Source organism: Cystobacter fuscus, assembly GCF_002305875.1.
GTDB classification, from domain to species: Bacteria; Myxococcota; Myxococcia; order Myxococcales; family Myxococcaceae; genus Cystobacter; species Cystobacter fuscus_A.
This window is the reverse complement of record NZ_CP022098.1, coordinates 12,189,893-12,211,213: the sequence shown is the minus strand read 5'-3', so window position 1 is coordinate 12,211,213 and position 21,321 is coordinate 12,189,893. Positions and strand designations below refer to the sequence as shown.

The window sequence follows — 21,321 nt, the reverse complement described above, 5'->3', positions numbered from 1 at the left end:
CGTCACCCGACGAGGCCCATCGTTCTGGCATGGAGCACCTCCTACCCTGGGATACTGGCACCCTCCTTCCATGCACCGAGGGCGCCAGTACCCGTATGGCGGCTATTTGATCGTCACGGTGACCGCCGCGGACGTGGTGACATTGCCGGCCGCATCGGTGGCCCGGGCCGTCAGCGTGTGCTGGCCCTTGGCCGCGAACAGGATGCTCCAGCTCACGCTGTAGGGCGCCGTGGTGTCCGTACCGATGACGGTGCTCCCATCGTAGAACACCACCTTCGTCACGCCGCTGGGGTCGCTCGCACTGGCCTGAAGGGTGGCGTTCACGGACAGTGCCGACAGCGACGCCCCATTCGCCGGAGAGGTGATGGCCACGGCCGGGCCAGTGTTGTCCACGGTGAAGGTGCGCGAGGCACTCTGGACATTCCCTGCGGCGTCATAGGCCTTGACGGTGATCGTGTGGCTGCCATCGGGCACCCCCGTGGTGTCCCAGCTCAGGTCGTGAGAGGTCGAGGTATCCGTCCCGAGCAGCGTCTGCCCGTCGTAGAACTCGACCTTCGCGACGTACTGGTTGTCGGTGGCGTTGGCCATCACCGTGACGGTTCCCTGGATGTTCGTGGCCGTGGGCGCGCTGACCGACACTTGCGGAGCGACGTTGTCGACGAGCACCGAGAGCCCCGAGGAGGTCGCCGTGAGGCCAACACCATCGTAGGCCTTCGCCGTGAGCGTGTGGGTCTCCTCCGCCGCGCCCACGGTATTCCAGCTCACGGAGTACGGCGCGCTGGTCGCGGTGCCGATCAGCGTCGCGCCGTCATAGAACTCGACCTTCGCGAGGGTCTGGTTGTCGCTGGCGGTGGCCGACAGCTGGATGGTCCCGTGGACATAGAAGGCGCCCAGAGAGGTGAGCGACACCTGCGGAGCGGTGTTGTCGACGATCACCGTGACCCCAGCGGAGGTCCCCGTGAGGCCAACGCCATCGTAGGCCTTCGCCGTGAGCGTGTGAGTGCTCCCAACCGCGCCCAGGGTATTCCAGCTCACGCTGTAGGGCGCGGTCGTGTCTGTCCCCAACAGCGTCGCGCCGTCATAGAACTCGACCTTCGCGATGGCCTGGTTGTCGCTGGCGGTGGCCGTCACCTGGACGGTCCCCTGCACGTAGGTGGCCGTGGGAGAGGTGATCGACGCGGTCGGAGCCGTGTTGTCGACGCTCACCGTGACCCCAACGGAGGTCCCCGTGAGGCCAACCGCATCGTAGGCCTTCGCCGTGAGCGTGTGGTCTCCATCCGCCACCGCGCTCGGGTTCCACGAGATCGCGTAGGGCGAGGAGGAGCTGGAGCCGATCAAGGAGCCGTCCACGTAGAGCTCGACACGGGAGACCTGTGAGTCGTCGGTGGCGCTGGCCTGGACCGTCACGTTCCCACGCACCGTGGTGCCCGCCGAGGGAGAGGTGATCGACACCGTGGGCGCGGTGGTATCGCGCACGACCGTCACGTTCACCGGCGGCGAGACCTCCACGTTGCCCGAGGAGTCGTAGGCACGGGTGGTCAGGACATACGGACCGGTCGGATCGGCGATGGTGTTCCAGCTCGCGCTGTAGGGAGACGAGTAGTCGGTGCCGAGCAGGCGGGTGCCCGCGTAGAACTCGACCCGCCACACCTTGCTCGGGTTGCCGGCCGTGGCGGAGAGCGTCACCGTTCCCGCCACGCTCGCCCCATTCGTGGGGCTCGTGAGGGTGGCGAGCAGCGACGCGTGATCGTTGGTCACCGTCACCACCACGGGGCTCGAGGTGCCCGGGTTCCCGGCGGCATCCCGGGCCACGGCGGTCAGCGACTGGCTGCCGTTGGGGACGTTCCAGCTGTTGAAGCTCACGCTGTACGGCGGCGTGTCATCCGTCCCGAGCAGGGTCGTCCCCGCGTAGAAGTCCACGCGCGCCACGTCGTAGTCATCGCTCGCGATGGCGGTCGCCGTGGCCATCCCCGTCAGCACCGCACCCGCGGCCGGAGAGGTGAGCTGCGCGAACGGCGGCGTGGTGTCCGGCGCGTCGGCGAGCGTGAAGACCAGGTCGTCGTGGTCATTCCCGCTGCCGGAGCTGCACGAGGAGACATTCGTGGTCGTGCGATAGTTCGCGCGCACGGCCTGCACGCTTCCGGAGGGCAACCGGTACTCCGCGGAGAGCGTCTGCGAGCCATACACGCTCGGCTTGAGCGTGGTCAGGAACGTCCACGACGGGTGGGCCGCGTCACTCGTGTAGTACAGGTCCAGGGACTCCTGGGTCTGGCTGTAAGACCAGACGTCGACGTCGATGCGGACCCGCTTTCCGGCGGCCAGGTTCGTCCCATCCGGCCGCGACACGCGGATCCGATCGATGGACACCGTGGAGGAGTGATGGTTATACGCGGTGCCGTCGGCACAGCCATCCAGGGTGTTGGGCCTGTTGGTCTCGTAGGAGCCCATTCCACTCAGCAGCTTGCCCGAGTCGCAGTAGTTGGAGGCCAGGGTGCAGGTCGGGGCCTTCAGGGTCGCATCGTAGGCCGCACCGCCCGGGTTGCTCAGGTTGACAGTGACGGCGGTGCTCGTCTTCGAGTTGTATTGACCATCGACGGCCTGCGCCGTCAGCGTGTGGCTGCCATTGGTCTCGATCGTCGAGTCCCACGTCGCCGTGTAGGGAGGCGACAGGCTTCGGCCGATCCAGTTTCCATCGACATGGAAGTCCACCCAGGCGACCTGCCGATCATCACTCGCGGTGGCCTCGACGGAGACCTGGCCGCTCACGGTCGCTCCAGCGGCCGGCGAGGAAACGGCCACCGTCGGAAGCGTGTAATCGTTGTCCACCACCACGTTCACCGGCCCCGCGAGGGTGGAGTTGCCCGCCCCGTCAGTGGCCTTCACGTAGATCGCCATGGTGCCGTTGGCGTAATTGCCGCGGGTGCTCCAGTACACGTCGTAGGGCGGCGTCGAGCTGCTGCCCATGGAGCTGTAGGGCGAGGGAGGGTTCGTATAGAAGTACTCGACACGCACGCTCCCGCCCCGGTCATCACTGGCGCTGGCGCTCATGTGCACGGACCCGTTCACCGCCTCTCCCTGCGCGGGCGTGAGGAGGGTCACCTGCGGCGGGACGATATCGTTGTTGAAGATGAGGTCGATGGGGTCCGACGTGGTGTTGAGGCCCACGGCGTCGTAGGCCCGCGCCGTGATACGGTGCGTGCCATTGGGCGAGCCCTTCGTGGTCCACTGCACGGTGAAGGGAGGCCGGGTGGCGCGGCCGATGAAGGTCGTGCCGTCATGATACTCGACGCTCGCCACTCCGAAGTTGTCGTCCGCCGCCACCCCGAGGAAGAGGGTGCCTTCCACCGTGGCGCCCGCGACGGGAGAGTTGATCGCCACCGTGGGCGGAACGTTGTCCGTCTCCTGGCCCACCGCGAAGACCAGATCATCCTGGTCGTTGCGAACCCCCGTGTTGCACGCCTGGGCGCTTCCCTGGGTGCGGTACACACCGCGGATGGCCTGCACGCCTCCCTGGGGCAGGAGGAAGGTGGTCGAGACGACCCGGTCGCGAGAGCCGCCAGGATGGAGGGTCGTGAGGAACGTCCAGACCGGATTGCTCGCGTCGGCCGCGGAGTAGAGGTCCAGGTATTCCACCCCGTACTGGTGGCTGGCCCGGACCGTCGCCTGGATCGTCACCTGCTTGCCCGCGGCGAACGCGGTGCCATCGGACCGGAAGATGGCCAGCCGCTGCAGCGCGGGAGCGGGGAGAGCCGGCCGGTCCGTTCCATCCGCGCAGCCGCCTCCCAGGGTGTTCGGGGCATGGAGCTCGGGACCGAGCGGTCCCCGCCCCTCGAGCAGCCACACCGAGTCGCACCGGCTGCCCACGGTCGCGCAGGCGGGCACCTGCCACTGCGTGTCGAAGATCGCGTTGCCCGTGTTCAGGACGGACACGTCCACGGGAGTGCTCTGCGTCCAGCCGCAGCTGTCGTCGTACGCCCGGACGGTGAGGGTATGAGAGCCATTGCTGGCGGCGGTGGTGTCCCACGTCATCTCGTAGGGCGGCGACGTGTCCGTGCCGAGCAGGTGCGTGCCCGCGTAGAACTCGACCTTCGTGACGCCCATGTCATCCGTGGCGGTGGCGGAGAGGGTCACCGTGCCGCTCAGCGCCGCTCCGGCCGCCGGTGCGGTGAGGGAGACCTGCGGTGGCTGGGTCATCTCCAGCACCGAGCAGGGGGTGAACAACATCCGGTTCGGCGCGCCCTCGGGATAGGAGACCTTGTCCGGCGTCGCGCGGCTGATGAGCCTGTTCGCGACCTGCTCGGGCGTGGCGGTGGGATCGCCTTCCAGGTAGAGCGCGACCGCGCCCGTCACATGGGCGGCGGCCATGGAGCTGCCACTGGCCGTGAGCGTGGAGGAATAGGGGCCACCCGGCCAGGCCGAGACGATCTGCGCGCCCGGCGCGAAGAGATCCACGCAGCTGCCATAATTGGCGGTCGACCACCGCTTGTCCGTGGAGTCCGTGGCGCTGACCGTGATCGCCGCCGGAAGCCGCCCGGGAGAGCGGCCGCACGCATCCGCGCCGAAGTTGAAGGGGCCGCCGTCGTCGTCACCCGCGGCCACGACGTAGGTGATGCCCGCGTTGATGGAGCGGGTGATCGCGTCCTCCAGGGCTTGCGTATCGGCCCAGGCCGTCAGGCTCATGTTGGCCACCGCCGGCTTCACGTGGTTGGCCGTCACCCACTCGATGCCCAGGATGGCGTCGGAGACGTACCCCGCGCCGTCGCAGCCGAGCACGCGCACCGCGTGGAGCGTCACCCCCTTGGCGACGCCATGGGTCTTGCCCCCGATGATTCCCGCCACGTGCGTGCCGTGGCCATTGCAGTCCGGGTTGCCCTGGTTCCAGCTGTAGCTGGCCACGTCGTACTCGAAGCGGGCGCGCCCCTCGAACTCGTTGTGGGGCGTCCAGATACCCGTGTCGAGCACGTAGACATGAACCCCACTGCCCGTCCGGCTGTAGGAATAGCTCTGGTCCACCGGCAGAGCCCGCTGATCGATTCGATCCAGGTTCCACGGGGGCGCCGTCTGCGTGCTGCTGGCGGCCTTGAGCATGCCGTCCTCCTCGACGTAGCGCACGCGCGGGTCCAGGCTCAGCTTCCGTGCGTCGGCCTCGGACATCGTCGCGACGAACCCCGAGAGGGTGTGCGAGTACACATGCCCGACCTTCGCCCCGTGGAGCGCGGCCAGCTCGGTGGCCATGCGCTGCATCGGCGCCTGACGCGCGGCGTTGTCATCGAGGACGACGATGTACCGCCCGGGGAAGGCCTTCTCGGTCTTCAACAACCGGGTGCCGGCGACGAACGCCTTGCCGCCCGGAAGTGAGAGCCGCGGGGACTCGGCATCCACCGCGCTGGGAGAGGTCTGTGGATCACAAGCCAGGAACGTGAGGCTCGCAGCCAGCAGAAATGGAAAAATGCGCATAACCATAATTGTAAGATGACCGTGAAAATGGATCACGCTCCGTGTGAGGATTCGCTCAGCGGGACCCATGCTGCGGCACGTCAAAACCGGAGAACCCTACAGGACTTGTCAGTCGTCTTGACTCGTAGGGTCAAATCCGTTCCCCTGTTCGTCCAGGAAGCGCGCATCCACGGGGAGGCACGAGACCCAGTGTCTTCCACGAGCCTCGCGTGTGCGGGTTGCCCGGGAGTTGACGTTGGGGCCCCCACAGGGGGTACTCCAGAGCCGAGGCGGCGCACAGCCGCCTCACCCCGGCGTGTAGATGACCAGCTTCAGCGCGGGATTGTCATTGGATTGAAAGCTCGCGTACTCGAAGCGCAGCGCGCCCTTCTGGGGATGGTTCAGCAGCTTCTGGCCGGCCGCGACCTGGCGGATGTCGTGTGCCTCCCACCAGAGCGCGAACTCGGGGCTCTTGCTCCGCAGACGCTCCAGCAGCTCGAGGAACGCGGGATCGTCGGCCCAGAGGTCATGCGTCGCCCGGAATTGGGCCACCATGCGCCTGGCCTCGTCGGCCCAGGACGCGCCGAAGATGCGCCGGGCGCCCGGATCGCTCAGCACGTAGACGAGGACGTTGCGATCCGCCTCGGCCAGCCGGCCGAAGTCCATGAAGAGGTCGGCCGCGGCGGCATTCCACGCCAGGACGTCCCACCGGCGGCCGGTGACGTAGGCGGGATGCTCGAGTCCCTGGAGCATGCGGTGGATGACGTCGGGGACGGTCTCTCGGCAGAACGCGCGGTGGTCGGCGTTGCGCGCCAGCTCCCTCAAGTGGGCGTGCTCGGCCTTGTCGAGGCGCAATGCGCGGGCCAGCGCATCGATCGTCGCGACAGAGGGACTGACGGTCCGGCCCTGTTCCAGCCGGACGTACCAGTCGATGCCGATGCCCGCGAGCTGGGCGACCTCCTCCCGTTTCAAGCCCGGCGTGCGGCGCTTGCGCCCCCCGGGCAGACCCACGGTCTCGGGGTGCAATCGTTCTCGTCGCGATCGGAGGAAGTCGCCGAGTTCGCTTCGGCTCGAGCCCGCCATGGCCTTCGCTTTCCGTGAGGGAGGTACTCGCCAATCCTAGGATGGCGCCAGGCCTTCCCGCGAGCGCGAGGCCCTCGAAGAATAGAGGTCCATTCCCCGAGGAAGGACCCACCATGAAAGCCGCGATCCTGAAGTCCTTTGGAGCCCCTCTCGCCATCGAGACACTTCCCGAGCCCCTCTTGGGGACCGGAGAGGTGATCGTGGATGTCGTGGCGGCGCCGGTGCTGCCCTACGCGAACGAGGTCTTCAGTGGCGAGCGGCGGTATCTGCTGACGCCGCCGGTGGCGCCGGGGTGCGGGGCGGTGGGCCGCGTGCGCGCCGTCGGACCGGACGCGACCCGGCTCGCCCCCGGGGACTGGGTCTTCTGCGATCCCACCGTGCGGTCGCGTGACGGGGGGCTGTCTCCCGACATCACGCTCCAGGGCTGGAGCGCCCGGGGTGAGGGGGGCCAGCGCCTGCAGAAGCATTTCCACCATGGCTCCTTCGCCGAGCGCATCCGGGTCCCGACGGAGAACGCCCATCCCTTGGGCCCGCTGGACGACGCGGAGGCGGCGCGGTGGTGCGCCCTGGTCACGCTGCTCGTGCCGTATGGCGGTTTGCTCAAGGCGGAGCTCCGGGCGGGGGAGACGGTCCTCATCAGTGGCGCCACGGGGAACTTCGGCAGCGCGGCCGTCGCGGTCGCCCTGGCGATGGGCGCGGGCTGCGTCATCGCGCCGGGCCGCAAGGAGACGGTGCTCGAGGACTTGAAGCGCCGTTTCGGGCCCCGCGTCCGAACCGTGAAGCTCGGGGGCCAGGAGGAGGAGGACCGGGAGCGGATGCGGCGGGCGGCGCCCGGCCCGATCGACTGCGTGATGGATCTGCTGCCCCCCTCGGCCAGCACCCTCCCGGTGCGCGCCGCCCTCATGACGGTGCGGCCCTCCGGACGGGTGGTGCTCATGGGGGGCGTGGGGATGCTGGGGGGGGCGGGCCTGGACCTGCCTTACCCGTGGATCATGCGCAACTGCATCACCCTCCACGGGCAGTGGATGTGCCCACCCGAGGCCGTCCTCCGCATGGCCAGCCTCGTCCGCTCCGGGCTCCTGCGGCTGGAGGAGTTCGACGTCACGGCCTTCGCCCTGGACGACGCGAACGAGGCCGTCACGCACGCGGCCGCCCACGGCGGCCCCTTCAAGCTGACGGTGCTGCGGCCGTGATCAGAACGGGAGCTGAAGGCATTCGTCGGTAACGGCGCGACCTGCTTGGGGTTTTGCTTCCGCCTTGCGGCGGGTTCGATTCCCGCTGCCTCCATGCAGAACAATCCGCCGCTTTGAGCCGCGTCCGCTCCGATGAGCGTGCCTATTTCAGGCGCACCTTCAAGCGCTCCACCGAGGCGTTGGGCCGCCCCATGAAGGCATCGAGCAGGCGTTCCTCAACCCCCACCTCTTCCCAGACAGCCGAGCACTCAAGCCCGACACACTCCTGGGGCTCCGCGCTTCTCTCATTGCCAACGGTGTCGAAGATCGTGCAGTCGCGGAAGTTCCCAATGTCCTGCATGAACTGGACGATCGGTTGAGAAAACTGCTCCTCCAGCTTTCTCCACCCAATGAGCTCCCATGCCCGCTCCTCCATATGGCGAACCATGATCTTGAAAAGGATAGGCTTGGAGGCAATCCGATCCAGATCTGGATCTGGAGTGTCGGTCCTGTAGTCGTAATAGGCATCATGCGGCAGTTTGAGCACCCTGCCGTAACCGAAAGAGCCGTCGGCAAGGGGGATTCTCAAGAACGAGCCCGGTTTGTAGATTCGCGGCATCCCTAGTATCCCGTGTAAGGGTGAAGTTGGCCCCACGACTCCGTCGCGGCGGCGTGGAGCCTTCTGCCTTGTGGATTTTCTTTCGCCACTCCGCGTACGGCATTCTCGGTGCGATAAGGCTCTCCGGTGTCAGAGCGGGCTCCTCCAAGGGAATCAATCAACTGCTGCTCCCTCCCGCGAATCCGCCAATAAGCGACGTCGTCATATCTCCGGCTATAGTCAACTGCGGTGCCGACATCGAATCGATCAGTCCGCGCCAGGTCGAACATGGCGCCCGCCGGTTCAGCATTCTCGTCCAGGTGGTGATTCCGATCTCGAAGGAGAACTGCCAGTGCAGCCTGAACTCGCAGAGGCTCAGCAAGATCGACGACCATGCTGGTCCGCCCGGCGTAGTAGCGGTGGGTCATCTGATTGAGTTTCGTGTAGGTGACATAGATGCGCCCCAGCCTCTTGTCGGTGCTCTCGTCGGGTTTCGACCTGGGCGCTGCGCCAGGAGGAGGAACCTGGGCCGGGTATTGACCTTGAACCCACCCCTTCACGTCTCCGAAGTGTGTGCCGTAATACTCGTCCGCAATCTCGATGGGGGTCTTCTCCCCATCCAGGGCCGCACGGGCCGTCAAGCAGACCAGCAACCCACTGCCCACGGCTGCGACGAACGCTCCCCCCACCACCACCGTCTCCCCTGCGGCACCGCCAGCCCCTACCTCCGCGCCCGCGCCTGCTTCAGGCACCAAACGGAGCACTCCCCGGGGAATGCCGTTCCCCAACCCCTCACCCGACAGCCCTTCCAGGGCAGGGGCCGGACTTGGGGCAGGGGGAGCCACGGGCGAAGCCCCCGCCGTCGCCGAGCCAAGCACCACGTGCACACCCGCGCGAGCGGAGGGCACCTTCTTCTTCCAGGCTCCGGCCGCCTCGTCACGGGACGGGACATAGACACAGCGCCTCTGCTCATCCGGCGTATGACGGACGCTTGGAGCAGCGCCGCCACACCCCATCAGGGCCACGCAGAGCAGCACCAGTGAACAACGCATCACGTAGCACCTCAGGGTGTGGGCTCCTGCCTTGAAGCGTTCGAATCTACGGAATCCTATGAGTGGCGCATAGGGCGGCCAGCGGAGGGAACGGCGGGCGGGGCGTAGCCGGCCACGACGCTGGCGACGTGGGCAACTGCCTTGCGCGGGTGCCCGCCGCCGGAGGTGTCAAAGGATTTGAAACGAGAGACCCGAACCAGAACGAGACTCGGCGTGGACGGTTGAACCCACCCCCTTCAAATGCTTCCGCGGACTTGCGAGTTGGCGCGCACGATGCATGCGGCCTGGCGGAACGCAAGCAGGGGGAGGGGGATGGGCTGGCCGCTGAGGATGTTCCAAGAGGAGGGCTACTACTTCGTCACCTCCAGGTGCTTCCAGGGACGGCTGTTGCTGCGCCCCAGCGCGGAGTGGGAGGCGTGCTGGCCCGCGCCGTCCAGCAGAGTGCCGGCACCATCCGGCTGTACGCCTTCACCTTCGCCTCCAATCACTTCCACTTGTTGGTGTGGGCACGAGGGGCCGCGCTCGCCGGCTTCATGCAGTACCTGAGAGCCAACCTCTCCAAGAAGGTGGGGAAGTTGGTGGATTGGAGTGGAGGTTTCTGGGAGCGGCGCTACTCCGTGGAGCCGGTGCTGGACGACACCGCGCTGGTGGGCCGGCTGCGCTACGTGCTGGCCCATGGGGTGAAGGAGGGCCTGGTGGACAGGAGCGCCGAGTGGCCGGGTCTCACGTGCTTGCCGCAACTGTTGGGGCCCGCACGGCGGCTGTTCCGGTGGTTCAACTGGACCAGGCGCTGGAGCAAGCGCGGAAGCGAGGACATGGCAGAAGAGGGACGCTTCGCTCAGGCATGGGCCGAGCCGGTGGAGTTGGAAATAGCGCCCCTGCCGTGCTGGCAAGGACTGAAGGAGGACGAGAGGCAGCGAGCGGTGCGGGGGCTCGTGGAGCAAGTGGAAGCCGAGGCTCAATCCCGGGGCACGCCCGTGTTGGGAGCAAGTGCCGTGAGGGCGCAACACCCGCATACCCGGCCCGAGCACCTCAAGAGGAGCCCGAGGCCGTTGTGGCATGCCTCCACGCGGCAGGCGTTGAAGGAGCTGCGCGAGCAGTACCGGGCCTTCGTCGCGGCATTTCGAGAGGCGGCGGCCCGGTGGAGTCGAGGAGACTTCTCGGCGCTCTTCCCGCCCTTCTCCTTCCCGCCGCGTGTCGCTCCAGCTCGTGCTGCTCAAGTTCTTTGACACCCTCTCGGCTCCTGGAGCGACGGCTCCAAGCCGAGCTCCGCGAGCTTCTGGTTGTAGTCGATCGTCAGCTTCAGGGCCTCGGGCGAGACCGTGTACGGATTCATCCTGGCCTTCATGGTGCGACTCCTGGGTCATCGGCAGGGGATATCGCCTGCACAACCCCAGGACGACGCAGGCCGGGCCGCGTGTGACATGCCCCTCGAGAAAAGAGTCCGCCCCCCTCACCGGCCGGACGCTCGCGACTGGGGAAGGGAGCGGCGGGCCTCCTCGGCGAAGTGGTCCATGAAGACCCTCACCCGCGAGGCGAGCTGCCGTCCCTGGGGGAACACGAAGGAGATGGGAAGACCCTCGTCATCGGGCGCATCCCCGGGCAGGCGCACCAGGGCGCCCCGCCGCAAGTCCTCGAGCACGGTGAACTCCGGCAGCCTCGCGATGCCCAGGCCGTCGAGCGCGAGCTGGCGCAGCACCGCGTTGCTGTCGGCCGCGTAGGGCGCCCGGATCGAGAGCCGTTGCTTCGTCACGGGATTCCAGCCCTCCTGCCGGTTGCCGCGCAGGTAGCCCAGCCAGACATGCCGGGTCATCTCCCCCATGTCGCGCGGCGTGCCCCGCTCCCGGAGATAGGCGGGAGCGGCGCACAGGCAGTTGCGGAAGCGGCCGATCGGCCGGAGCGTGAGCCGCCCGTCCTCGACGGGACCCACCCGGAGGGCCACGTCGAAATGCTCGGACAGCAGGTCCACGACCTTGTCACTCAGGCTCAGCTCCAGCTCTATCTGGGGATGGAGCCGCGCGAATCCCGTCAACCGGGGCGCGAGCCAGTCCCGCCCCACGTCGGGCTGCGCGCTCACCCGGAGCAGTCCGCGAGGCGCGCGGGCGCGGGTGACCTGGGTGCAGGCCTCCTGGACATCCTCCAGCGCCCGTTCGAGCCGCAGGTAGAACTCCTGGCCCTCGGGTGTCGTGCGCAGGCCGTCCGCGCCCCGGACCACGAGGCGCAACTTCAACTGCTCCTCCAACCGGGCCACGCGCTTGCTGAACGCCGAGGGGGTCTTTCCCGCGTCCCGGGCCGCCGCGCTGAAACTCCCCGCGCGCACGCTGTGGACGAAGGCGAGAAGGTCGGGCCACGAGTCCATGATGCTTTTCCTCCCAGGCACAGGCCCTGTGTGTCCAGCGCCCCTGCCGCGTTCGAGCGCCGGAGTCTATTCCCCTCCCATCACCTCGCGGAGGACTCAGACATGAAGCGTGCATTCGTGATGGGAGTGACGGGTTACATCGGTGGCTCGGTGGCGCGGCGGCTGCTGCGCGACGGCTACCAGGTCACGGGACTGGTGCGCACCCAGGCGGCCAGCGAGCGCGTCGCCGCCCTGGGCATCCAACCCATCCTGGGAGACATCGAGAACGGGGCCCTGCTGAGCCGCTGCGCCCGGCAGGCCGACGTCGTCATCAACGCGGCCAACATGCACCACCGGGGCTCCGTCGAGGCGCTCCTCGAGGGTCTGAGCGGCACGAACAAGACGCTCGTGCACACGAGTGGCTCCTCCATCGTGTCGGAGTTCGGTGAGGGGGAGGTCTCCGAGCGCATCTTCGAGGACGACACCCCCTTCACCCCCGAGCCCGTCAAGGCCGAGAGCGTCGCCATCAACCGGCTCGTCCTGGACTCGGCCGCGCGGGGGGTGCGCGGCATCGTCATCTGCCCACCGATGATCTACGGGCGGGGAACGGGCTTGAAGCGCGACTCCATCCAGGTGCCCGCGCTGATCCAGATGGCGCGGACCCAGAGCGCGGGCGTGCATCTGGCCCGGGGACTCAACGTCTGGTCCAACGTCCACATCGACGACCTGGTGGACCTCTACGCGCTCGCCATCGAGCGGGCGAAGCCTGGAGACTTCCTCTTCGCGGAAGCGGGCGAGGAGCGATTCCTGGACATCGCCGCCGCCATCAGCCGCATGCTCGGGTATGGAGGGCGCACCGTCTCGTTTCCCATCGCCCAGGCGGTCGCCCTCGTCGGCGAGACCGAGGCTCGCTACAGCGGCGCGTCCAACAGCCGGGTGCGCGCCACGCGGGCGCGAGGTCTCGGATGGACCCCGAAGCACACCTCCCTGCTGAGGGAGATCGAGCAGGGCAGCTACCGCGAGGACTTCGCCGGTCCCGCCTGAGCCCGAAGAAGGTGTCAGACGATTCGTAGGAGGCGAAATGTCGGAACGAGTCCTTTGACACCATCGACGGACACCATCGACGGGCCGCTGTGAGCCGCGCCCTCTGCTGGCAGGGGGGCGCGGTTTGCTTTTGGGGACCAAATCGGGCTCCTCGGGACCAAAGAAGGACCAAACGGAGGGGTTCCGACGTGGGCAATCGCAGGGTATGGACTGGCAGATAGCTCTGTAGCTCTATCGGCCGAATTGGGACTGCAGGCTCTCTGGGACGCGCGCTCCTTGGAGCTGGATGTGCGCGGCTGCTTCCTCGATGCTCTGCAGGTCTCGAGACGTCAGCTCAAGGTCGATAGCGCCCAGATTTTCTTCCAGTCGATGCAGCTTGGTGGTGCCGGGGATCGGCACAAACCACGGCTTCTGCGCCAGCACCCAAGCAAGCGCGATTTGCGCCGGGGTCGCCTGTTTGGCGGTAGCAATGTGCTGGAGCAAGTCGACTAGCGCTTGGTTGGCTCGCATGGCTTCGGGCGCAAAGCGGGGCAGCAGACGGCGTAGATCGTTGTCGGCCAACGGTGTGGTGAAGTCCATTTTGCCAGTAAGAAAACCCTTGCCGAGCGGGCTGAAGGGTACAAACCCAATACCCAGCTCCTGAAGCGTTGGAATGATTTCCAGTTCGTGCTCTCGCATCCACAGCGAGTATTCGCTCTGCAACGCAGTCACACGTTGCACGGCGTGGGCGCGGCGAATGGTCGTTGCACCGGCCTCTGACAAACCGAAGTGCTTGACCTTGCCCTCTGTAATCAGGTCTTTGACTGTCCCGGCTACATCTTCGATAGGCACGTTCGGATCGACACGGTGCTGGTAAAGCAGGTCGATGCAATCGGTTCCAAGACGCCTGAGCGACGCTTCGGTCACTCGACGGATCTGTTCGGGTCGGCTGTCGACGCCCGAGAGCGGGCTTGGCCCGTGCTCGCCGTGCTTGATACCAAACTTCGTTGCGATCACAACTTGGTTGCGTACAGGCGCTAGCGCCGAACCGAGTAACTCCTCATTGAGGAATGGGCCGTAGACTTCGGCAGTGTCAAAGAAAGTCACGCCACGATCGACTGCAGCGCGCAGCAACTGTGTCATCTCTGTCGAGTCGGGCGGCGAGCCATAAAAGAAGCTCATACCCATGCAGCCCAAGCCCATGGCAGAGACTTCGAGTTCTCCAAGTTTGCGCTTTTGCATTGACGATTCTCCTGCCGCACGCGGGGCCGACGCACAAGCCCTTTATCTCATTGACCGCTTGAATGCCTCCGACGAGCCCGCATGGTCGCCCACGGCGTGAACGACATGCGGGCATGCGGGCTCGCCAGACGGCAACAGTTGACGTTAGCGAGCGTTCTTCGGCGCTCTGCCTTGGTTGCGTAGGAACTCGATCATCCAGCCCGGGTATTCGGCGGGCAGTGCGCTCACCTTGTCGAGCTCGGCGAGCTCGGCGGGGTCGAGCACGAAGTCGCTCGCCTTCAGGTTGTCCCTGAGCTGCTCCTCGTTCTTCGCGCCGACAATGATCGCGGAGACGTGGGGCTTTGCGAGCAGCCACGCAAGCGCGACGCATGCGACGCTCGCGCCCTTGGCGTCGCCAATCTTCCGCATCGCGTCGATGCAGTCGAAGGCGCGCTCCTTGTTGACGGGCGGGAAGTCGAAGCTGGCTCGGCGCGAGCCGTCAGGGCTTTTGCCGTCACGACCATGCTTTCCGGACAGCAGGCCCCCGGAGAGCGGGCTCCATACCATGAGCCCCATCTGCGCGTCGTTCAGTAGAGGCACGAGTTCGCGTTCGAGATCGCGGGTGGCGATCGTGTAGTGGGCTTGCAATGACTCGAAGCGAGCCCAACCATGGCGCGCCGCGATGCCGTTGGCCTTGGCGAGCTGCCATGCTGCGAGATTCGAGCAGCCGACGTAACGCACCTTGCCAGAACGGACAACGTCGTCGAGGGCGCGCAGCGTCTCGTCGAAGGGGGTCACCGGGTCGAAGCCGTGAATCTGGTAGAGATCGACCCAGTCGGTCCCGAGGCGCTTCAGGCTGCCCTCGATGGCGCTCATGATGTGAGCGCGGGAGAGGCCCTGCTGGTTCGGACCCGTGCCGACCTTGCCGCGCACCTTCGTGGCGAGCACGACGTCTTTGCGGCGCGCGCCGAGGGCCTTGCCGAGGATCTTCTCGGACTCGCCCTCGGAGTAGACGTCAGCGGTGTCGAAGAAATTGATGCCGCTCTCGAGCGAGATTGACACGAGCTCGTCGGCCTCGGCCTGGGCCGTCTTACCAATGGGCTCGTAGAAGCCCTTCCCGCCGAATGTCATCGCTCCGAAACAGAGTTCCGAGACGTAAAGGCCAGTGCGGCCGAACAGTCTATAACGCATGCGAAATTCTCCTCAACGCAGGCCACCGGACGCCCCGGTCGGCCTGCTCACGGCGCTCACGATACGACCGGCGTGAAAGGTTGCCAGAGGGAGGTTTTATCCTGGGACTGCCACCACCAGACTGAAGGCGTAGCTGCTTGGGGCTTCTTTAGCCCGCGGTACTCGCGGACCTCGTGGGCTTCGACGACGTTGACGCGTTCGCGACCGAGACCTCGGTAGGGTGGACCCCGAAATCTATCCCGATCGGCTCTGGGCGGTGAGCGAGCACTGGACCGGCGCGCCGTTCACCTTGTGATCGGCCCGAAGAGTCGCCTCGTGCGCTCCTCGCTCTCGCCAGCCTGCGGTGAGTAGAACGTGACACGAAGCACGCGCCCGTCGGGCTCCGCCTGCGTGAGCGTCACGTACTCGAAGCGCACGAGCCCCACGTCCGAATGGATCAGCTCCTTCGAGCCCTCGCCCACCTCGACCACGTCATGGTCGCCCCACCAGCGGGTGAACTCGGGGCTCACCCGCGACAGCGCGGCCGCCAGCTCGTCGAAGGCCGAGCGGTCGGCCGAGCGCGCCGCGTCGAGGCGAAAGCGCTGCACGCTGGCTCGCGCGATCTGCTCCCAGGCGGGTATCATGCGGCGCCTGTTCGGGTCGGTGAACAGTCTCCAGAGCCCGTTGCGGAGCGCGGGCGTGAGCTTTGAGAAATCTCCGTAGAGCCTCACCGCGGCCGTGTTCCAGGCGAGGTAATCCCAGCGCATCGTGGCCACGAGCGCCGGGAACGGGTGCACGTCGAGCACCCGCTGCAGCGCCTCGCTCACGCCGGCCGGGGCGATCAGCGGGCTCGCCGCCGGCCGCCCCTGGGCGAGCGCAAACAGGTGCGCTCGCTCGCTCGGAGTCAGCCGCAGCGCCTGCGCCAGCCGCTCGAGGAGCGGCTCGGACACATGGATGTCGCGCCCCTGCTCGAGCCACGTGTACCAGCTCACCCCCACGTCGGCGAGCTGCGCGACCTCCTCGCGCCGCAGCCCCGGCGTGCGCCGCCGCGCGCCCTCGGTCAGCCCCACATCGGACGGCCGCAGCCGCGCCCGGCGGGTCCGGAGAAAGTGCCCCAGCTCGGAGTGCGGAGACGACAGGGACGCGGCGGTCACGGGCCGCAGTCTAGTGGAGTGTCCGGCAAATAGTTGGACATAGTCGCGGAGCCCGTACTGTTCCCGGCGCAGGAGTCCGGGCGCTGGGCCTTGGACGACTATGTCCAAGAACTTCGCGGACACTCCACTCGCGCGCCGCGCGCCTCACCTCCGCCGGTGACCCCGTGAATCAGGGCTCCTCGTCGCACGGCTCGTCGAAGGCGGCCAGGATCTTGGCGGAGATGCGCTCGAAGTCCTCGAGGTCGCGGTCGTCGAGGACGGCGGCGAGGCGGTCGATGATGCCCTCGCGCGCCTGCTCGACCCGGTCGCGGGCGCGCCGGGCGTCCTTCGCCGCAGGTCGAGCAGCGACGTCGTGAGTTGGAAACAAGCGAGGTGGTTCAGCGCGAACGTCAGCGGTGAGCGGTGAGGAAGAACAAACCACGAAACGCAGGCGAGGGGTGAGTCGCCGGGAGGCGCGCGAGTCGCCGGCAGGACGCCGGGAGTGCACCGTCCGCGCCGCTTCCGCGGCCGTCCGGGCGTGCGGGCGTGCGGGGGCATGCGCCGGCGAGAGGCGCCCCCTGCAGACACGTCTCCGGGAAGGGCTGCCGGGAGAGTCGGCTTCAGGCGCCCCTGGCGAGGGCGCCCGCGCCCGCCCGCCCGCGCGACTCCAGCCGCGCCAGCCACTCCTGGGCGGACGCCCGGGACGTCACGCACGTCAGCACTCGCCGCACACCTCCGCATGGGCAGCGCCGCACGTCGGCTTCAAGTGAGCGCAACTCCTCCTGAATGTCCTTCGCCATCGCCCGGTCGATGGTCCACCTTCGCGCCACGTCTCCGGGCAGGCCGTGCACAGGGCGAGCACGAGTGACATCCATGATCAGCGCATCAAGAGAACCCCCATCGACTCAGCTTCTCACGGCCGATATCGGGGAGCCCAGGCCCTTCTGCTCTACGGCGAAGACCTGGGAATGTCGAGTGTGCAGACGGCGGGGCCTTCTGGGAGGTCCGTGCACTTGAAGCCCTCGTCACAGCGGCCATCGGGTGAACACCGCGCGAGGCACTGGTTATCTTCACAGATAGTCCCCTCGGGGCACGCAGGCGCTCCCTTGCGGCCACAGCCCTGGGTGCACTGCATCCAGACCTCCCTCGCGGGTTGAGGATAGGTGCTCACCGAGCAGTACTGGCCGGGAGCACAGGGCTCGGATTGACAGTCCTTTCCATGAACGCGCGCGCAGATGGAACGTTTTCCTCCCACGCCGATACATCGCTCTCCCTCGGGGCAGGCGCGTCCCTCGCAGGTGGGCTGGCAGGCCGCGCCCGCACGGGCCTTTTCACAGAAGAATCCTTCTGGGCAGGTGGAGGGATCGTCCGGATCGCAAGGACGGCCACAGCGCGTATGGCAGAGCAGCCCCCGCTCACAGCCACGCTCCGGATCTCGAGTCCACTCCGAGCACAGCTCTCCCTCCTGCCTGCGGCCCACCACCGAGCAGATCCGGATCAACTCCGGCCGTTGGCGCACGGGATAGGTCTGACAGGAGAAGCCTTCCGGACAGTGTTTGTCGACCACGCAGTCGCTGTCCATGCAGTAGCGGGATTCCAGCGTCAGACTCGAAAAGCAGCGCAGTTGGGAATCACAATCGTCATGGGTACGGCATTCCCGGCCGTAGGTGAGCGTGCCTTCCCGCTCCGCGGGCGGGAGCATGGGAACGAGAGTGAGTGCCGGTGTCTGTGCCGTGCGCATGGAATATCCCCCAGGCAGGGAGACGAAGAGCCAGACCAGCGGCACGGGCAAGAGGAGGCTCCCGAGGACCGCGAGCCATGTCCGGATCCGTCCGTCCCCTCGCATGCTAGGGCTCACACGCACGATGGCAGGGGTTTGATTCCTCCCAGTCCTCACTGCCAGCACACTGCTCCTCCCACTCCTCCTCGGAAAGGGCGCAGTGGGAAGGAAGTTGCCGATCCCGCCATTCGGCCTTCACGTCCTTCGCCAGGGCCCGGTCGATGCGGCCACCCTTGCGCCACGTCTCGGGGCATGCCGTGCAGAGAACGACGAGAACCAGGGCCGACACTGAACGCGTCATATGTTCGAGCCTACCTGTTCTTTCCGCCGGCGCCTACAGGGCGCTGGTGCTCCACGAGTGCGCGCCGCGCGAGGAACTGGATGAGTTCAACGTCTGGTCCCAGTTCAAAGACCTCCGCGGCGAACGGGACGAAGACCTCGCTTTCAGCCCTCTCCTTCGTGTGAACGATGCGGCACCTGAGCTGGTAGAGGCGATCCATGGTGTCCTGCAGGAGGTCTCGCTCGGTGTGCGTGATGTGAATGTGCTCGCCAACGATGGGCATTTCCGGCTTGGCGTAGAACGCACGCAGTTCTTTGTTCTGCCCAATGAATGCCCGGAGTTCCTCAGCCGTCACCAAGTCCTCGAGGGTCTTTTTGAACAGGACCTTCTCGTTTCCCTTCCCATACCTGGTAAAGAAGTACTCCAGCGTCTGGTAGAACCCGAGAAACCGAGCGGCGAGGTTGTTTGTCTCCAGTCGCGCGTGCATGTACAGATTCAGGGGCGCCGCGTCCGGAGTCAAGGTGACGGGCCCCAACGCCGTCGACGGTAGACCAAAGTCAAGTCGAAACCTGAAGGGCCGGTAGGCCTGGAGTCGGGCAGCGCTGTCCGTTTGCCGCTCAAGTTCCAACAAGGCTCCGTTGCCGAACGCCTCTAACTGCGCATTGGCCTCGCCTTCCGAAGCCAAGGACAACCCCTCGATCCGCAGGCACGGGATGAGCGCTCTTCCGAAGAGGCTTGTTGTCTCTGTATCCATGACGTTGACGCCCGTCTTGCGCCACACGCGCAGTGCATCTGATGCGAAACGCAGGGACACTCGTGGCGCGTTCGACTCCGAGGGAAAGGTTATCTCCAGGGATTGGATGTCCTCACCCAGAGGGGGACGGCCCAACCGATGGAGCACGTGGGTAAAGGGGTGGTCACCGGGCAACTGCGTGGGAAGGGCGATTTCCGCCTCGATGACGCCCAGCTCGCGCGACCACATGGCCACGTACCCGGAGATAGGTCGGTACTTGTCAAAGTCCGTCGCGACGACGAACTCCCATTCGAAGCGGAGTTGGAAGTGGATCCAGGTCTCATCGTCCTTGGATCGGATGGCCCAGCCCCGAACCCCACCCTCCTCCACCTGCTTTTCCAGGAAGAGTTCCGTACCCGCGAAGCGGTGCTTGAAGTGGTTCTCCATCTCTTCTTCGGTCATCACGTTGGCTCCTCTGGGGAGTGTCCCCCAGGTTGAGTCCCCCGGCGCGGGGCCGGGTGGCGGAGGATGGTCCTCGCGGTGAGGGCTTTCCTGACGCCCAGGGAGGCCACCCTCCCCTCTTCCTCGGGAACACCCCCGGGGGGCGGCCCGGTTGGTAGCTTCCGTAGCTCGTGCTGCTCAAGTTCTTTGACACCCTCTCGGGCTCGTGCTGCTCAAGTTTTTTGACACCCTCTCGGGCGAGCGCTCGACGACCTGCTCGATGGCATCGATCTCGAGGCTCCGTCGCGGTCCCGCCGACGCGACGCCGGCGCGGCGGACACTGCCGAGCCGACGATCGTGACCGCACCGCTGCCGCCGCAGATCCTGCCGCGCGCGCTCGCGACACCTTCGCTCCTGGCGCACATCCTCAGCGACAAGTTCTGCGACGGCCTGCCGTTCCATCGCCAGGAGTGTATGGCTTAGACTCGCCGCATGGGACTCTTGACCTTCAGCATCAACGTCACCCTGGACGGCTGTGTCGACCACCAGGAGGGAATCGCCGACGACGAGACACACGCCTTCTTCACCCGCCTCATGGACGAGGGCGGGGCGATGCTGTGGGGCCGCGTCACCTACGAGATGATGGAGAGCTACTGGCCGGCGGTCGCCCGCGGCGATGAGGAGGCGCCGCCGGCGATGCGCGAGTGGGCGGTCAAGCTGGATGCCAAGCCGAAGTACGTGGTGTCGTCGACGCGAAAGGACTTCCCGTGGACCAACAGCCACCACATCGTCGGCGACCTGCGCACGGGCGTGCAGAAGCTCAAGGACGCGACCCCGGCCGGCGTGCTCCTCGGTAGCGGCAAGCTCGCGACCGAGCTGGACCGGCTGGATCTGATCGACGAGTACAAGTTCCTCATCCACCCCAGGATCGTCGGCCACGGCCCGACCCTGTACCAGAGCGGGCTGCCCAGCACGCGACGGCTCGAGCTGGTCTCGGCGAAGCCGCTCCGCGGCGGCGCGGTCGCCATGCACTACCGGCGCGCGCGCTGAGCAGATGTTCTTCAAGAACGTGATCGTCGGTGGTGGCCCAGCTCCAGTGCGCGCTTACATCCGCGAGCTCCTGCCGGAGGTTCTCGAGGGAACGATCGAGCCTGGGCGGGTGTTCCGGGAAAGGTGTCAGACGATTTGTAGTCGGGGAAAACGGGTGGCGTGCCCTGGTCCCGAGTGGGGGCGGATCCACCCGTAGCGGCTTCGATCCCGCCGCCTCCACATTCAGAAGCTCAGCAGTCTCAAACCCATGTCCTCAGCCGGAGATGGGCTTGCTCCGTCCCGCTCGAGCCCGCGACTGCTTGCGCTCTGCTGCGCTCTTGCGCGCGTGGGCGGCGATCTCCCGGTCGATCATGCGTTCCAGCTTACGTAGGAGCGCCTTGGGAAGAAACTCCGGGTACGTCCTGGGAAATCCCAGGTAGCCGTCATCGCTCCCCACCCACCGCAGGTCCTCTTCGTCCCCGTTCACCAGGTCCCCGGCGGCTCGGAGAGCGAGTTGCAGCGCCTGCATGGAGTCGATTCCCCAGAGTTCGAACAGCTCCCTCTTCCCCGAGTGCACCCACTCCACGCAGCACCTGTAGTTGCCTGTCCGCGAATCCCTGGCCGGTGCACGGACACGGATGGAGGCACGAGCGCCACCAGAACTCTTGAACTTGCGCTCCGCCAAGATGGGCCCAGTGGGTTTGCGGCCGCGCATCAGTCGAGTCACCGTGGTCATGGCAGAGACCTCTCAGCTTCCGAAGTAGTTGGAACAAAATCCCCGACACTGCTGCTCGCTCTCATTGGCTTTGGAGAAGCAAACGGCACGTGTCGC

The 21,321-nt window shown here is 66.6% G+C and carries 18 protein-coding genes and 1 tRNA gene; 6 read left to right on the top strand and 13 right to left on the bottom strand.

What is annotated here, in order from left to right; all coding sequences use genetic code 11:
• Positions 1 to 102 precede the first annotated feature (102 nt).
• Positions 103 to 5,457, bottom strand: coding sequence for an Ig-like domain-containing protein (locus CYFUS_RS49595; RefSeq protein WP_198316406.1), 5,355 nt, complete (start codon positions 5,455 to 5,457; stop codon positions 103 to 105).
• A gap of 285 nt (positions 5,458 to 5,742) precedes the next feature.
• Positions 5,743 to 6,519, bottom strand: coding sequence for a helix-turn-helix transcriptional regulator (locus CYFUS_RS49590; RefSeq protein WP_095991612.1), 777 nt, complete (start codon positions 6,517 to 6,519; stop codon positions 5,743 to 5,745).
• Between the two features lie 113 nt (positions 6,520 to 6,632).
• Between CYFUS_RS49590 and CYFUS_RS49585 the strand changes: the two genes are divergently transcribed.
• Both CYFUS_RS49585 and CYFUS_RS51530 read left to right on the top strand, forming a co-directional pair.
• Entirely contained in the window at positions 6,633 to 7,712 is a 1,080-nt protein-coding gene (locus CYFUS_RS49585) for an alcohol dehydrogenase catalytic domain-containing protein (RefSeq protein WP_095991611.1), read from the top strand.
• 14 nt (positions 7,713 to 7,726) lie between these two features.
• Positions 7,727 to 7,806: transfer RNA gene (locus CYFUS_RS51530), tRNA-Ser, on the top strand.
• Between the two features lie 48 nt (positions 7,807 to 7,854).
• On the opposite strand, the gene CYFUS_RS49580 is transcribed toward CYFUS_RS51530, so the two are convergent.
• Together CYFUS_RS49580 and CYFUS_RS49575 are read right to left on the bottom strand one after the other, a co-directional pair.
• The gene (locus CYFUS_RS49580; protein ID WP_095991610.1) at positions 7,855 to 8,310 is read right to left on the bottom strand and encodes an immunity 26/phosphotriesterase HocA family protein; all 456 of its coding nucleotides are present in this window, start codon (positions 8,308 to 8,310) and stop codon (positions 7,855 to 7,857) included.
• 2 nt (positions 8,311 to 8,312) lie between these two features.
• Complete coding sequence (locus CYFUS_RS49575; RefSeq protein WP_157759111.1) at positions 8,313 to 9,041, bottom strand: hypothetical protein; 729 nt, start codon at positions 9,039 to 9,041, stop codon at positions 8,313 to 8,315.
• Positions 9,042 to 9,757: 716 nt separating this feature from the next.
• Between CYFUS_RS49575 and CYFUS_RS49570 the strand changes: the two genes are divergently transcribed.
• Entirely contained in the window at positions 9,758 to 10,570 is an 813-nt protein-coding gene (locus CYFUS_RS49570; protein ID WP_232537265.1) for a hypothetical protein, read from the top strand.
• On the opposite strand, the gene CYFUS_RS54270 is transcribed toward CYFUS_RS49570, so the two are convergent.
• Together CYFUS_RS54270 and CYFUS_RS49565 are read right to left on the bottom strand one after the other, a co-directional pair.
• Positions 10,558 to 10,689, bottom strand: coding sequence for a hypothetical protein (locus tag CYFUS_RS54270; RefSeq protein WP_269770193.1), 132 nt, complete (start codon positions 10,687 to 10,689; stop codon positions 10,558 to 10,560). The two genes, CYFUS_RS49570 and CYFUS_RS54270, sit on opposite strands and share 13 nt — an antisense overlap.
• A gap of 105 nt (positions 10,690 to 10,794) precedes the next feature.
• Complete coding sequence (locus CYFUS_RS49565; protein WP_157759110.1) at positions 10,795 to 11,700, bottom strand: LysR family transcriptional regulator; 906 nt, start codon at positions 11,698 to 11,700, stop codon at positions 10,795 to 10,797.
• A gap of 102 nt (positions 11,701 to 11,802) precedes the next feature.
• Here CYFUS_RS49565 and CYFUS_RS49560 point away from each other — a divergent pair, with 102 nt between their 5' ends.
• Positions 11,803 to 12,723 carry an NAD-dependent epimerase/dehydratase family protein gene (locus CYFUS_RS49560; protein WP_095991608.1) on the top strand — a complete coding sequence of 307 codons (921 nt, stop codon included), beginning with the start codon at positions 11,803 to 11,805 and terminating at the stop codon, positions 12,721 to 12,723.
• A gap of 231 nt (positions 12,724 to 12,954) precedes the next feature.
• Here the strand turns inward: CYFUS_RS49560 and CYFUS_RS49555 are convergent, their stop codons facing one another.
• The 6 genes from CYFUS_RS49555 to CYFUS_RS49530 all read right to left on the bottom strand — a co-directional run bounded on the left by CYFUS_RS49555 (position 12,955) and on the right by CYFUS_RS49530 (position 19,481).
• The gene (locus tag CYFUS_RS49555; RefSeq protein ID WP_095991607.1) at positions 12,955 to 13,944 is read right to left on the bottom strand and encodes an aldo/keto reductase; all 990 of its coding nucleotides are present in this window, start codon (positions 13,942 to 13,944) and stop codon (positions 12,955 to 12,957) included.
• 144 nt (positions 13,945 to 14,088) lie between these two features.
• On the bottom strand, positions 14,089 to 15,114 hold the full coding sequence (locus tag CYFUS_RS49550; protein WP_095991606.1) for an aldo/keto reductase: 1,026 nt from the start codon (positions 15,112 to 15,114) through the stop codon (positions 14,089 to 14,091).
• Positions 15,115 to 15,398: 284 nt separating this feature from the next.
• Positions 15,399 to 16,247, bottom strand: a complete 849-nt coding sequence (locus CYFUS_RS49545) for a helix-turn-helix transcriptional regulator (protein WP_232537264.1) — start codon at positions 16,245 to 16,247, stop codon at positions 15,399 to 15,401.
• 169 nt (positions 16,248 to 16,416) lie between these two features.
• Complete coding sequence (locus tag CYFUS_RS51525; protein ID WP_157759109.1) at positions 16,417 to 16,614, bottom strand: hypothetical protein; 198 nt, start codon at positions 16,612 to 16,614, stop codon at positions 16,417 to 16,419.
• 232 nt (positions 16,615 to 16,846) lie between these two features.
• Positions 16,847 to 17,026: a hypothetical protein gene (locus CYFUS_RS49535; RefSeq protein ID WP_095991605.1), complete on the bottom strand. Its 180-nt coding sequence runs from the start codon at positions 17,024 to 17,026 to the stop codon at positions 16,847 to 16,849.
• Between the two features lie 1,291 nt (positions 17,027 to 18,317).
• Positions 18,318 to 19,481, bottom strand: a complete 1,164-nt coding sequence (locus CYFUS_RS49530; protein ID WP_095991604.1) for a hypothetical protein — start codon at positions 19,479 to 19,481, stop codon at positions 18,318 to 18,320.
• 336 nt (positions 19,482 to 19,817) lie between these two features.
• Between CYFUS_RS49530 and CYFUS_RS51520 the strand changes: the two genes are divergently transcribed.
• Together CYFUS_RS51520 and CYFUS_RS49525 are read left to right on the top strand one after the other, a co-directional pair.
• Positions 19,818 to 19,943 (top strand): IS66 family transposase, encoded by a 126-nt coding sequence (locus tag CYFUS_RS51520; protein ID WP_157759108.1) that lies wholly within the window; start codon positions 19,818 to 19,820, stop codon positions 19,941 to 19,943.
• Between the two features lie 9 nt (positions 19,944 to 19,952).
• Entirely contained in the window at positions 19,953 to 20,510 is a 558-nt protein-coding gene (locus CYFUS_RS49525) for a dihydrofolate reductase family protein (protein ID WP_095991603.1), read from the top strand.
• Positions 20,511 to 20,763: 253 nt separating this feature from the next.
• On the opposite strand, the gene CYFUS_RS49515 is transcribed toward CYFUS_RS49525, so the two are convergent.
• Positions 20,764 to 21,225 (bottom strand): DUF6968 family protein, encoded by a 462-nt coding sequence (locus CYFUS_RS49515; RefSeq protein ID WP_232537263.1) that lies wholly within the window; start codon positions 21,223 to 21,225, stop codon positions 20,764 to 20,766.
• Positions 21,226 to 21,321: the final 96 nt, after the last annotated feature.

Coding starts and splice junctions, on each gene's coding strand:
- CYFUS_RS49595 (WP_198316406.1), bottom strand. CDS start 5,457: ATGCGCATTTTTCCATTTCTGCTGGCTGCGAGCCTCACGTTCCTGGCT.
- CYFUS_RS49560 (WP_095991608.1), top strand. CDS start 11,803: ATGAAGCGTGCATTCGTGATGGGAGTGACGGGTTACATCGGTGGCTCG.
- CYFUS_RS49530 (WP_095991604.1), bottom strand. CDS start 19,481: ATGACCGAAGAAGAGATGGAGAACCACTTCAAGCACCGCTTCGCGGGT.
- CYFUS_RS49585 (WP_095991611.1), top strand. CDS start 6,633: ATGAAAGCCGCGATCCTGAAGTCCTTTGGAGCCCCTCTCGCCATCGAG.
- CYFUS_RS49590 (WP_095991612.1), bottom strand. CDS start 6,519: ATGGCGGGCTCGAGCCGAAGCGAACTCGGCGACTTCCTCCGATCGCGA.
- CYFUS_RS49550 (WP_095991606.1), bottom strand. CDS start 15,114: ATGCGTTATAGACTGTTCGGCCGCACTGGCCTTTACGTCTCGGAACTC.
- CYFUS_RS49555 (WP_095991607.1), bottom strand. CDS start 13,944: ATGCAAAAGCGCAAACTTGGAGAACTCGAAGTCTCTGCCATGGGCTTG.
- CYFUS_RS49565 (WP_157759110.1), bottom strand. CDS start 11,700: ATGGACTCGTGGCCCGACCTTCTCGCCTTCGTCCACAGCGTGCGCGCG.
- CYFUS_RS49525 (WP_095991603.1), top strand. CDS start 19,953: ATGGGACTCTTGACCTTCAGCATCAACGTCACCCTGGACGGCTGTGTC.
- CYFUS_RS54270 (WP_269770193.1), bottom strand. CDS start 10,689: ATGAAGGCCAGGATGAATCCGTACACGGTCTCGCCCGAGGCCCTGAAG.
- CYFUS_RS49515 (WP_232537263.1), bottom strand. CDS start 21,225: ATGACCACGGTGACTCGACTGATGCGCGGCCGCAAACCCACTGGGCCC.
- CYFUS_RS49535 (WP_095991605.1), bottom strand. CDS start 17,026: ATGGCGAAGGACATTCAGGAGGAGTTGCGCTCACTTGAAGCCGACGTG.
- CYFUS_RS49580 (WP_095991610.1), bottom strand. CDS start 8,310: ATGCCGCGAATCTACAAACCGGGCTCGTTCTTGAGAATCCCCCTTGCC.